This window comes from Pseudorhodoferax soli (genome assembly GCF_003337555.1).
Classification (GTDB): domain Bacteria; phylum Pseudomonadota; class Gammaproteobacteria; order Burkholderiales; family Burkholderiaceae_C; genus Pseudorhodoferax; species Pseudorhodoferax soli.
This window is the reverse complement of the sequence record NZ_QPJK01000006.1, coordinates 290,057-302,291: the sequence shown is the minus strand read 5'-3', so window position 1 is coordinate 302,291 and position 12,235 is coordinate 290,057. Positions and strand designations below refer to the sequence as shown.

Annotated in this window: 12 protein-coding genes; 11 read left to right on the top strand and 1 reads right to left on the bottom strand. The window is 67.4% G+C overall.

Annotated features, from left to right (window positions below):
• Positions 1–178 precede the first annotated feature (178 nt).
• The 11 genes from DES41_RS21900 (at position 179) to DES41_RS21850 (ending at position 11,716) form a co-directional block, all read left to right on the top strand.
• Entirely contained in the window at positions 179–544 is a 366-nt protein-coding gene (locus DES41_RS21900; RefSeq protein ID WP_114469786.1) for a hypothetical protein, read from the top strand.
• The gene (gene traF, locus DES41_RS21895) at positions 541–1,116 is read left to right on the top strand and encodes a conjugative transfer signal peptidase TraF (RefSeq protein WP_114469785.1); all 576 of its coding nucleotides are present in this window, start codon (positions 541–543) and stop codon (positions 1,114–1,116) included. Before DES41_RS21900 ends, traF (DES41_RS21895) begins: the two co-directional genes overlap by 4 nt.
• Before the next feature lie 10 nt (positions 1,117–1,126).
• Positions 1,127–1,501, top strand: a complete 375-nt coding sequence (locus DES41_RS21890; protein WP_114469784.1) for a hypothetical protein — start codon at positions 1,127–1,129, stop codon at positions 1,499–1,501.
• Entirely contained in the window at positions 1,498–2,130 is a 633-nt protein-coding gene (gene traW / locus DES41_RS21885; RefSeq protein ID WP_114469783.1) for a type-F conjugative transfer system protein TraW, read from the top strand. The genes DES41_RS21890 and traW overlap by 4 nt, the downstream gene beginning before the upstream one ends.
• Positions 2,127–3,146, top strand: a complete 1,020-nt coding sequence (traU, locus tag DES41_RS21880) for a conjugal transfer pilus assembly protein TraU (RefSeq protein ID WP_114469782.1) — start codon at positions 2,127–2,129, stop codon at positions 3,144–3,146. The genes traW and traU overlap by 4 nt, the downstream gene beginning before the upstream one ends.
• Before the next feature lie 55 nt (positions 3,147–3,201).
• Positions 3,202–3,804, top strand: a complete 603-nt coding sequence (gene trbC, locus DES41_RS21875; protein WP_245965817.1) for a type-F conjugative transfer system pilin assembly protein TrbC — start codon at positions 3,202–3,204, stop codon at positions 3,802–3,804.
• 4 nt (positions 3,805–3,808) lie between these two features.
• Positions 3,809–6,202 (top strand): type-F conjugative transfer system mating-pair stabilization protein TraN, encoded by a 2,394-nt coding sequence (gene traN, locus DES41_RS21870; RefSeq protein WP_114469780.1) that lies wholly within the window; start codon positions 3,809–3,811, stop codon positions 6,200–6,202.
• Positions 6,199–6,579 (top strand): hypothetical protein, encoded by a 381-nt coding sequence (locus DES41_RS21865; protein ID WP_114469779.1) that lies wholly within the window; start codon positions 6,199–6,201, stop codon positions 6,577–6,579. Before traN ends, DES41_RS21865 begins: the two co-directional genes overlap by 4 nt.
• A gap of 10 nt (positions 6,580–6,589) precedes the next feature.
• Positions 6,590–7,447, top strand: a complete 858-nt coding sequence (gene traF / locus DES41_RS21860) for a conjugal transfer protein TraF (RefSeq protein WP_114469778.1) — start codon at positions 6,590–6,592, stop codon at positions 7,445–7,447.
• Between the two features lie 144 nt (positions 7,448–7,591).
• Complete coding sequence (locus tag DES41_RS21855; protein ID WP_245965816.1) at positions 7,592–8,923, top strand: conjugal transfer protein TraH; 1,332 nt, start codon at positions 7,592–7,594, stop codon at positions 8,921–8,923.
• A 21-nt stretch (positions 8,924–8,944) separates the two neighbouring features.
• On the top strand, positions 8,945–11,716 hold the full coding sequence (locus DES41_RS21850) for a conjugal transfer protein TraG N-terminal domain-containing protein (protein WP_114469776.1): 2,772 nt from the start codon (positions 8,945–8,947) through the stop codon (positions 11,714–11,716).
• Between the two features lie 4 nt (positions 11,717–11,720).
• On the opposite strand, the gene DES41_RS21845 is transcribed toward DES41_RS21850, so the two are convergent.
• Complete coding sequence (locus DES41_RS21845; protein WP_114469775.1) at positions 11,721–12,056, bottom strand: hypothetical protein; 336 nt, start codon at positions 12,054–12,056, stop codon at positions 11,721–11,723.
• Positions 12,057–12,235: the final 179 nt, after the last annotated feature.

Sequence of the window (12,235 nt, the reverse complement as noted above, 5' to 3'; positions counted from 1 at the left end):
CCCCGGCCGAGCCGCACGACGCAAGCGGTTCCCAGAAGCTCCACGCGGTCGACAACGAGATCGACGACCCGGCCATCGCCCACCCCAGAGCGACTCGCGCGCACACGTGCTCGAACGAGCTGTGTGCAGCGCCCCAGCCTGCGTCCATCTTCCGGCACGCCATCGCCGCGACTGCTCGATGAATTCGCAAACGCCACGGTACGTGGTCGCGTTCGGGGCCATCGCCCTGCTTGTGGCGGCCAGCTTGGCAGCGTACGACCGATGGATCCTGCGACCGGCGCTCGCCATCGGCGCCGTGGACCTGTCCGAGATCTACCGCGCCAAGGAGGCGCAGTTCACCCAGTTGCTCGTCGCAACCGGCAGCGAGCAAGAGCGCGAGGAGGCACTCAAGATGGCGCGCGCGTTCTCCCAGCGGCTGCCAGTCGCGCTGGACGAACTGCCCCGGGAGTGCGGCTGCCTCGTGGTGCTGAGGACGGCGGTGATCGGCGGCCCCCATGTGCTGAACCTGACACCGGCCTTGCGCCAGAAGGTAGGACTGCCATGAACGCCAGTGCAGGTCTCTACACAGAGACAACACCGCGCCGCCGGATCTTCGATCTGCCAGGACTTCTGGCCCATTCGCGCCAACGCTGGTACCTCTACGCGCCGATCCTTGCCGTCTGGGTCTTGGCCTACGTGCGGCTCTTCGTTGACCCCACACCGCGGCTGCCACTGCTCTTCAACTGGAGCCCCAGCCTGCCCTACCACGTGGCGTGGATGCAGCGCGGCGGTGGCCCACCCCGGCACGGCGACCTCATCGTCTTCCGTTTCGATGGCCCAGGGCAGATGCGCTATCCGGGGCTGCGCGGGCAGCCCTTGTTCAAACGCGTCTGCGGGCTGCCAGGCGACGTGGTCACGGTGCGGGACCGGCTCGTACAGGTCAACGGCAACGCCGTCGGCCTGGCCAAGACGCACGCATTCGACCGCCGTCCCCTGACGCCGATCCCGCCCCAGGTGATTGCCGCTGACCATTACTTCGTGCAGGGCATGGCTGCCGACAGTTTCGACTCGCGCTACAGCGAAAGCGGCCTTGTCAGGTCCGAACAGATGCTCGGCATCGTCGTGCCGCTGTTCTGAGGATCCGGCCATGAGAGCGGACCATCTCTGCGTCGCGTTGCTGGCGTCCGCGGGCGCGATCCCTCCGGCGTCCGCCCAGACCAGCCCAGCGCAAGGCGCACCCGCGCACAACGTGCAGGCGTTTGGAGAGCAGCAACTTGCCGATTACCTCTCGCTTCTCCGGCAAATCTCGCCGGCGGCCGAACAGGCCGCACGGACCTACCTTGCCGCCGTCCGGCTTCGCTGCGGCCTCGCCTTGGACGCCACGGCGCTGCGGCGGGCCCTGGCGCGCGATGGCGGCGATCCGTTGCTGATGGGCCTGGTACGCGCCGTGGCCACGCATGACGACGCGACACGCTTGCGGCTCGTCGCGCAGATGGACTGCAACGCGCAGGTGGCGCCATGAACCGCCGGATCTGCACTGCCGCCCTGTGCGCCACGCAGTTGGTGGCAACCGCATGCATCGCTGCAGACTTGGGCACGATCGGCCCGACCTACCGCATCGCCGAGCCCCATCTGCTGCAGATGATCGAACAGCGGCTGCGTGAGAAGTGGCTGTCCGGCGAACTGGCCCGGTTGGATCAGGAAGCCAGTGCGCGCAGCAGCGAGGCGGTTCGCCATCCCACCCCAATCGATGGCGTGCGGACGACCACAGCGGCGCGCAGCTTCCATGTCGACCCGAGCATCACGCTGACCCAGAACATCCTCGGCCCAAAGGGCGAACTTCTCTTCGCCGCCGGCACGCGCGCGAACCCGCTGGACGTGGTGGCGCTGTCGCGGCAGTTGCTGTTCTTCGACGCCCGCGATCCGCGCCAGGTCCGCCAGGCACGGGGCCTGATGGTCCAGATGCCCGGCAAGTTCAAGCCCATCCTGACCGGTGGCTCGTACATGGACCTGACGCAAGCCTGGCAGGTGCACGTCTTCTATGACCAGCTCGGCCTCCTCACGCGCCGACTGGGCATCGCCCAGGTGCCAGCACTCGTTTCCCAGGATGGCCGATTCCTGCGCGTCGACGAGCTGGCGGTGCAGCCATGACCCACCCGCCGTTGCCCCGATGGTTGCACGTGCTCGTGGCGATGGTGCTGGCCATCGCTGCAGGCCGCGCAGCGGCCACCACCTGCACGGGCCGCTTCCCGAACCCGATCACCGACATCTGCTGGAGCTGCATCCTGCCCATCAGCATCGGCGGCGCGCGCATCGGCAACTTCGGCGACCAGGAAGACCTGGACAACCCGCCCAGCCCGCTGTGCACCTGCGGCGCCAACCCGGTCATCGGCCTGTCGGTCGGCTTCTGGGAGCCGGCCCGGCATGTGGAGGTGGTGCGCAAGCCGTTCTGCCTGAGCGCGCTGGGCGGGATCGACCTCAATCCTGGCTTGCCTGCGCCCGAGGCGGCCCGCTTCACACGCGCCGAGGGCGACGGCGACGGTGGCAGCTTCTACCAGGCGCACTGGTACACGAACCCCATCCTCCACTACCTGGCCGTCGTCACGGACTTTCCGTGCCTGGAACAGGGCTCTTTCGACCTCGCGTACCTGACCGAGGTCGATCCCCTGTGGGCCGACGACGAACTGAGCCTGATCCTGCACCCCGACGCCATGCTGTTCGCCAACCCGGTGGCCGTGGCGTCCTGCGCGGCCGATTGCGTGGCGGCCACGGCCGGCTTCGGCATCCGTGAGCTGTTCTGGTGCGCCGGCTGCCAGGGCAGCGTCCACCCCATGAATGGCCGTGTGCCGTACCACATGGGCGGCGTGCGCACGTCCACCCTGATCGCGCAGCGGCTGGCGGCCAAGATGCACCGTGAGCTCATCGCCTGGGGCTGGCACGGCCAGGCCGGGCTGTGCGGTCCGTATTTCGAGCCGGTCATGGACAAGACGGCCTACAAGACCCAGCTCACGTACCCGATCCCCAACACCACCAAGGAGGCTGGCCGCTGCTGCCAGCCCTTCGGGCGCACCACCGCACTGTGGGGTGCCGGGAAGGAGTATCCGGTGCAGGGCGAGGACTTCGGCTTCATGCTCTTTCGCAAAAGGAACTGCTGTGTCGGCTACTGATCGCCGAGCATGCCAAGCGGGCGCGGCAAAGCCCCGGCCTGGGATCGGCAGCCTGGTGGGCGCTCATCTGCTGGCGGCCGCGGTCCTGGTGCATGCGCAGGCCGCCCCTAAGCGCCCAGCGCAGGCGACGCCCAGCATCGACGCACTGCCGAAGCCACTGACGCAGCCGGTCCCCGATCTGGAGGCGCTCGCGCGTGGCTACGCCGCGACGACCGAGAGCCACACCGGGTTCCCTGGCCTGCAACGCCGCCCTGGGCTGATCATCTTCATCAGCCTCACCGTTCCGCGGCCGACGCTGGAGCGGCTGCTCGACCAGGCGGCACGTGCCGGTGCCAGCGTGGTGCTGCGCGGTTTCGCCGACGGCTCGCTGCGCCAGACCGTCGCGCAGCTGCAAGCGCTGATCGGCACGCGTGCCATTGCCGTGCAGGTGGATCCACCGGCTTTCGACCGCTTTGGCATCACGCGTGTTCCGAGCTTCGTGCTGTTGCGCGATGGAACCCGGCCACAGCCTTGCGCGGCCGGCAGCTGCGCACCGCCCGAGGACTACCTCCAGGTGTCGGGTGACGTGAGCGTGGACTACGCACTTGCGCACATGCAGCGTGCGGCGCCAGGCTTTCGGGCCGAGACGGATCTCTTCCTGGCGCGTCTGCGGCCTTGACGCGATGCACAACGCGCTTCGCCCCCTGTTGCGGCGCACCGTCGTCTGGTACACGCTGGTCGCGCTCGTGGCGACGCCAGTCCGCGCCGACCCCGGGCTGCAGGCGGCGCAGGCTGCGCATGCCGAGGGACTTGCCGCCGGCCGGGCCGTGCAGCCGACCGTTCGGAACAGCCTCGAAGCGCCAAGTGCCCAGAACGTGGTGCCGGGCTACACCGCGACCCCGCCCGAGCGAAGCCACTACGGCAAGTCCAGCCTGTTCGGCGCCAGCGATGCACGGCTGAGTGCCTGTGCCCTCACGCCCGCCGATCCGGTATGCCAGGCCCTGCTGGGTGCCCGGGCCTCGGCCCATGCGCCACGCGAGGGCGTCTCGCCGTACCACCCGGCCGTGATGGATGCGCGCCGCATCGCCGGCAACCCGGCCTCGAAGCTGGAGGACATCGCCAGCTTCTACAGCGGATGCCAGGTCGACGCGGTGTCCACGCCCTCCACAGAGCCACGCGTCTGCCGCCAGTACAGCGGCGCGACCGCCCAATCGTGCGCGCGCACGCTGGCTGTCGACGTCGCCCGCAGCAGCAGTTGTTCCCCAGGCGCGTGGTTCGCGCAAACCAGCCTTGGCGGGCTCAGCCTGGCCGTGCAGTGCAGGCCAGACCAGCCGGCGTCCCGCCAGCGCATGCGCCTGACAGACCGCGGTACGCCGCTGGCCTTCTTCGATGCCGATGTGGGCACAGCTGCATCCTTCCCGGAGTCGGTCCACTCGCTGGCCGACGGCCGGCAGGTCTGGCTTGCCAACAACCGCTGCGACGGCAACGACTGCCAGCTGACGGCCTACGTGGCCGCGCCCCTGCGCCAGGTCTGTACGTCCGAGGGTGATGGTCCCACGGTGTGCCAGGACGAGCCCCCCTTCCTGCCCCGCTATGCGGCCTGCCCGGCAGGGGCTCTGTCCGGCGACCAGATCCTGCAGTTTCCGGTCGACCAGCTGCCCACCACGGCAACCCTCGATCCCTCGCGTTGCTTCACGCCCAGTGCGCAGGCGAACGACGCGGCGGGGTACGACCCGACAGGCGCGATCCGCAGCCACTTCTGGCGCCAGCACAGCCTGCGGCAGATCACGGGCTACCAACTGAACCCGCGGCATGGCCCCGTCCCCCACATGGCGCTGCGCTTCGAACGACCGCACACGACAGTCACCGAAGCCGACCGCTGGGACGACCAATGCCCCGCCACCTTCGGCGATCGGTGTTTCGTGGCCGCGGCGGCGCGCTGTGTTGAAGGACCGGCCACACGCGATATCGAAGGCTTTCCGGTCACGCGCGCCTGCTGGCGGTATGCGACCGCGCTGAGCTGCCAGTTCGGCCAGCCATCCGACGAGTGCGCGCCGCTCGCCGCCGCCGGCTGCACGCCGGGTGCGTCTGTCTGCCGCGAAACCGATGCGGCCACGGGCCACTGCACGCACATGGAGCGAACATACGACTGCCCTGTGGCGCCCATCACAGCGGCCAGGGCACGCAACTGTCCAGCCGACGTCTTCTGCGTCGCCGGCAGCTGCTTCAACACCGCCCGTACCGCCGACACCGACTTCGCGCGCGCAATGAGCTTTCTGGAGGCCGCACGCGAGGCTGGCGTCTACCTGGACACCGACCTGCTGCAAGTCTTTAAGGGCGAACCCAACCGCTGTCGCGACCGTTTGCTCAAGAACTGCTGCACGTCGGACAACGCCGGCCGCGGCATGTCCAACCAGAGCGTCTTCGGGGTCGGCTCCCGGCTGGTCTTTGACGCGCTCATGAACGCCGGCAACCGCGAGTTCCTGTACCACGGCATGCGGGCCTTGCTCCTGAACGGCGGCTTCAACGGCACCTTCACCAGCTATGGCGTCACCGTGGCCGTGAACGGGACGGCACTGCCGGCGGGATCCTCCGTCCTGTACGCCGGGGAAAGCATGGTCGTGGCCTTCGACCCCTGGAGCCTGGTCATCGCCATCGTGATCTACGTCGTGATGTCGGCGATGGCGTGCGACGAGGAAGAAGGCAAGCTGGCCATGAAGGAAGGTGCGGGGCTGTGCCATGCCGTGGGCACCTACTGCTCGTCCTGCATCCGGGTGCTGGGCAGGTGCGTGTCCTGCATCACGCACACGACCAACAAGTGCTGCTTCAACTCGGCGCTGGCCCGCATCATCCAGCAGCAGGGTCGTCTGCAGTTCGGCAAAGGCTGGGGCAGCGCCCGGGCGCCCGACTGTTCAGGCTTCACGGTGGCCCAGCTGCAGCAACTCGATTTCGGGCGGATGGACCTCAGCGAGTTCTACGCCTCCATCGTGCCGACGCTGCCCAACCTCGGCACGATCCAGAGCGGCAACGCGAACCGCGCGGCCGACTGCTACTACGGAGAAGGACGCTGCCCATGAGACGCCTCATCATCCTCGCGGTCCAGCTGAGCGCCCTGCTCGCCCTGACGCCCGTCCGCGCGGAACCGGTGCGAACACCGGTCCCCGACGCCCGACCGGTCCTGCTGGCCGCCCTGCAGGCCGACGACGGAAAGGCCCATGGCGTGCTGACCGGCGAGACCGCCAGCGCCATCACGCGGCATTTCGGGGCCAGCTCGCCGACCCACATCGACGTCTCGACCGAGAAGCGCTACCAGCAGCCTGGCTGCAGCCGGCTCCAGGTGGTGTTCTGGCAAGAGGGGGTTCAGCTGCCCGAGGCGAAGGCACCGCGCCGCCAGACCATCGCGTTCGGCATCGACTACTGTCTCGACGGGCTGCCGCCGCGCTCGCTGTCGTGATTGGCCGCTGATGGTCCTGCGTCCACGCACCCTGTCGATGCTGCTCGCTCTGGCCGCCACAGCGGCGACAGCGCAGCAACCGCCTCTTGCGCCTCCAGAAAGGCCACCGGCGGCGTACTGGACCGACGCCTGGCGTGGCTGGCACTTCTATGAAGCGCCGCCGCTGGAGCCGGAGCTGGAGCAGGAGGACCCGCCGACCGCGCCGCGCGCAGGCGCATCCGCGCCGCAGCGTCCTGCGGAGCTCATCGACTTCGAGCGCATGCAGAGGGCGCTGGAGGACAGCCGCAACATCGCGATCATGCGCCCGACTGAAGACAACGTGCGGCGCTACATGGAGCTGGAGATGCAGGTCGTCGGCCGTGCTTCGTACTTCGCCGACGTGGCCCAGCGGGTGGCCTGGGCGACGCCTTCACTGGACCCCACCTTGCATGGCCGACCCGTCAACGCGACAGCGCTGGACGTCTTCGAGCGACAGCAGCAGACCGAGCGCGCCAGCACGGTCGCTGCGCTGGGCCGCGACCATGTGCTGTTCTTCTTCTACCGCTCCGACTGCCCTTACTGCCATGCGTTCGCGCCCATCCTCAAGGCCTTCGAAGCGCGTTATGGCGTCCAGGTTGTGGCCATCGGCCTGGACGGAGGGCTGCTGCCATCGTTCCCGCAGGCGCGACAGGACAACGGCATCGCCACCGCCCTGCAGGTCAGCCAGGTCCCGGCCGTGTTCCTGGCCCAGCCCGCCAGCGGGACCATCACGCCGATCGGCTTCGGTGTGCTGTCCGAATCTCAGCTGCTCGAACGCATCACGATCGTCACGTCGCCGCAGAGCCAGGCCCTGCTTCCCGGAGCCGTCCGGCAGCTGGTGCTGCCCTAGGAGGAACCCATGATCCGCTGGCACCCTGCCCGCCGCGCGCCCGTCCCACCTTCACGGCCACAGCGCGTCCTTGCCCTGGCCGGCGCCCTCCTGCTGGTGGTACCGGCCCCAAGCCAAGCCGATCTCAACAGCGAAGTGAACGACATGTTCAACCAGCTGGGGGCGATCGGGAACTACACGGCACCGGGCGCGTTCCGCGGCCAGACCTACAACACCTACACGGGTGGCAGCCTGATGATGCGCTCGCCCAACAAGGTCTACCAGCTCGCGGCCATCCAGTTCCCGAGCGCCAAGGCCGGCTGCGGCGGGATCGACGTGTTCGGTGGCAGCTTCAGCCACATCTCCGCAGAGGAGTTCAAGAACATGCTGCGCAACATCACGGCCGCCCTGCCCGGCATCGCGTTCCAGCTGGCGCTGGAGGCCGTCTCTCCCTTGCTCGGCGGTCTGACCAAGTGGGCCAAGGGCCTGGAAACCTGGATCAACAACGCGCGCATGAACTCCTGCGAGACGGCCAAGGCCCTGGTCAGCACCGCAGCCGAATCCGTCGGCTACAGCACCCAGGAAAGCTGCGCGGACCTGGCCATGGAGATGGGACTGGAAAGCGACCGGGACGCGGCGCGCAGGCGCTGCGCCACGGACCGCGCATCGATCCTGTCCAGCGCACGGGCGTCCACCGATCCGAATGTCCGCAACAAGGCGCCCTTCGTGGGCAACCTGACCTGGAAGGCGTTGCAGCATGCCGGCGCGACGCTCGGCGATGCCGAGCGCGAACTCATCATGAGCATGGTCGGCACCATCATCTACCACCCGGAAGAGTCTGGGCGCGATCCCGACCCTGTCCCTCCAACCCTGACGTCCATCACCCAGCTGCTCTACGGCCAGGCCGCCACCGGCGGCAACCAGGTCGTGCAGCACCTCCTTCGCTGCAACGACTACACGGAGTGCAATGCTGTGGCGCTGGACACGGACTACCACCACGTGCCCTTCACGGCCCGCGTGGAAACACTGATGCGCTCCATCGCCGATCGCATCGCGACGCGCACGGCGATCCCGAACGAGTCGGCCGAGGTCGGCTTCGTGAACCAGACCACCGAGCCGGTCTACCGCATGCTGTCGATCGGCGCCAGCATCCCCGGCTCAGGCCTGGCCGACAGCCTGATCGCACAGTACCGGGACGTCATCGCTGCCGACTACGCTTACGTGTTCCTGGAGCGCAATCTCCGAGTGGGTCTGGCGGCCCTGGCCAAGGACTACACGCTGCAGCAGTCCCAGCGCGAGCAGGCGGCCCAGATCCGTCAGCGCGCCCAGGCCATGGTGCTGCAGCTCTCGCAGGAGAAGAGCCTGCTGTACCAGAAGGTCGGCTCGTTCCGCGCTGTAGCCAGCCACCTGGAGCAGTTGGAGCGCCAGTTGCGTTCCAGCATGCCGCAGCACGTCATGGACATGCTGGGCCATCAGGCGGCCTACCGGACGCGCTGAAGCCGATCAGGCGGTACCGGCATGTGGGAGATCTATGCCTACCAGAACGCTGACAGCCTCTTCGGCATCTTCAATGCCGCCGCAGCGATCCATGGCTCGCACGACTACGCCGCGGCGCTGGCGGCGGTCGCCTTCTGCGGCTTCGTCGCGGCCCTGATCGCCTACGCCTTCGCCCCGGAAAAACTCCAGGGGTGGAAATGGCTCGCCTCGGTCGTGCTGGTCTTTGGCGTGCTGATCGTGCCCAAGGTCACGGTCGGCATCATCGACCGGACCGGCGGTTCGGCCGTCAAGGTCGTCGCCAATGTGCCGTTCGGCGCCGCCGCGCTGGGCAGCCTGACCAGCACCATCGGCCACACGTTGACCGGCCTCTTCGAGACAGCCTTCCAGGTCATCCCCGGATCTGGGGCGCTTCCGGCAGAACTGGCCTACCAGCGCAACGGCCTGATGTTCGGCAATCGCCTGATCCGCGAGACCGGTCACCTCGTGTTCCAGGACCCTGGGTTTCGGACGGACCTCGTGAACTTCATCCACAACTGCACGACCTACGACCTGGTCGACGGCAGCCTGGATCCCGCCGTGTTCTCGGCGTCTGAGGACGTCTGGCCGCTGATGTCCACGCCGAACCCCGCGCGCTTCAGCACCGTGGCCGGTTCCGCCGGCACCGTCGATGTGGCGACCTGCCCCGAGGTCTACCGAAGCCTGAACGGACGGATGCCAGCGCAGCTGCAGCGCCTGCAGGGTCGCCTCGCGTTCCAGATGAACCCCACGCTGCCCGGATCGGCGGCCGCCGGCGTCATCGCCGCCCAGGTCCAGCAGGCCTACCTGAAGAACGGGATCGCCAACGCCTCGGCGACGGCGGCCGACCTCATCCGCCAGAACGCCATGCTCAATGCCCTCGACGACAGCGGCCGGATCGTCGGCCAGAAGGTCAACGACCCTGCCGCGATGGTGCTGGCGGTCGGCCGGGCCCAGGCCCTCGCCCAGATGAACGCGGCCTGGCTCAACAACGGCAAGGTGGCGGAGCAAGCCCTCCCCGTGTTCCGCAACGTGATCGAAGCCATCGCCTACGCCCTGTTCCCACTGTTCGTGCTGCTGCTCATGCTCACGAGCGGGCGAGAGACTCTCATGGCCTTCAAGGGCTACGCCAGCGTGCTGATCTGGATCCAGCTGTGGCCACCGCTCTACGCCATCCTGAACTACATGGCGTCCATCTACGCGGCTTCCGACCTGGCGGCGGCGGCGGACCTGGGCACCGGCGGCAGGGCTCTGGCACTCCAGACCGCATCGGTCATCTACGCCCCGGCCGTGTCCGGCGAAGCCATCGTCGGCTACCTGGCCATCAGCATTCCGTTCATTGCCTGGGCGGCATTGAAGCGCATGGAGAACTTCGGCACCGCACTGGTCGGCGGACTGTCGGGACTGCAGGCGGCCGTCACCGGATCCACCGCGGCTTCCAGCGTCGGGAACACCTCCCTTGGCAATGTGTCCATGGACCAGTTGCAGCTGGCGCCGAACCGCACCTCGGCCTTCATGGGCAGCTGGCAGCACGATCTATCGGGCAACACCTTCTCCTCGAACGCATTGAGCGGGCGCACGGCCGTCAGCCTGCTGCGCAACCAGGGATTCGCCTCACGCGTGGTGTCCATGCGGGTCTCGGAGCAGGATGTGCAGGATGCCAGCCGCCAGGTGGATGCCGCGCGCAGCGAGTCGGTTGCGGCCAGCCAGGAGCGCTCGACGGTGCTGGCGGACGCGTTCAGCAAGGGGATGAACAAGCTGCGGGCGACGCGCAGCAGCAGCGGGTCGTCATCATCAAGCTACGAGCAATTGGGAGAATCGCTGAACCAGCTGGACCAGATCAGTCGGAGCATCGCCGACTCGACTGGGTTGGCGCAAGGTCAAATCGCCCGAATAGCGTTGGGCGCTGGAGCGCATATCGGCCTGGGCCTAGGGATCGCCGGAATGCAAGGCAACGTCAACGTCGACAAGAACTACAGCAGCGGGCTGACCAGGGAGGAGCAGCGCGCCCTGTCCTCTATGACCAGCGAACAGATCGCCGCCTTTCGACAATTCGGCGACCGGATTACGCGTGACACAAGCCTAGTGCATGTCATGACAAACGACGCGCGCGAATCGCAGGAGCTGTCTGCGCGCTTGGCTTCGTCAGCATCTCGGACGGAGAGGGCTGACGCCGCTCTGACCGAACGCACGGCCTTTGCAGAGCGCGTGTCGGTCGCCTATGAGCGCGGCGACGCGATTGCCATCGACATCGCGCAGGACCCGCACAACCTGCGCATGTTCACACGCTACGCCGAGCAGTACGGCGGCGGCAGTGCCTCTGCCCAGGTCCTGATGGACTCCGAGCTGGCCCGTCAGTCGCTGAAGCCGCAGCAGGTGTTCTCCGACGGAACGTCTCTGCCAACGAACTTCAACGCACCGGCCGCGCTGCACCGTCGCCAGGCGGGCGATAGCGCGCTTTCTCCGGACCTCGCGCAGCGCCACCAGGATGAGCAAGCGCAGGTTCGAGGCTTCCAAGGGGAGCCAAGCCCTGAGACCTCTACAAGAAAACCATCGGGTCTCAGAGATGGCGTTCGTACCCAAGGGGTTCGAATTCGAGGACAGGTGGCCGAGGAGCGGAGTCGATTCGACGATCAAGCCGAAACGAGCAGAACTCCGGACGGCACGCTTGCTTCACAGCGGCCGCTTCTCAAACGTACGATCGATCAGGTGCAAGTGGATGCCGCACCTTTGCTCGATGACGCCACACGCGCCATTAAAGACGTCCTAAAGAAGTGACCGGTCAAACTCTCTTGTCCGCGTCCAGCATGCGTGTCCCATGCTCAGCGCGTGGCGGCTTCACGAACGGCAGATGGCCTTTGTCACGGCAGTAGTTCGCTGCCATGTCTCGGCCAGACAGTCCCATTCCAGGAATCGGATTGAGCTCCTCTTCCGTCGGTAGACGTCGAAGTCGAGGGTTCCGCGCCCCGATCTGCGACAGCCCTCCACCGATGGCACCGCCAAACAGAGCGCCCACCAGCATCATGCCGACCTGTAGACCGATAGGGTCCTGCCGGGCGGACAGCCACCCCAAGCCGATGCCAATGACGAAGAACAGGAGAAACACGAGTTTTCGCATAGGCCCTCCAACCCTCAGCCTAGCAGCGCTGTGCTCCAGTGCAACAGTTTCCCCGCTCACCGTACATCGCTGGCCTTGGGGCTGAGTCGCACGTGTGCGGTAGACAACCTCAGAGCCTCACGGTCGACGTAGTCGGGAGCGGCATGAAGTCGCCGAGCTCATTCAAGCCAGGTTGAGCT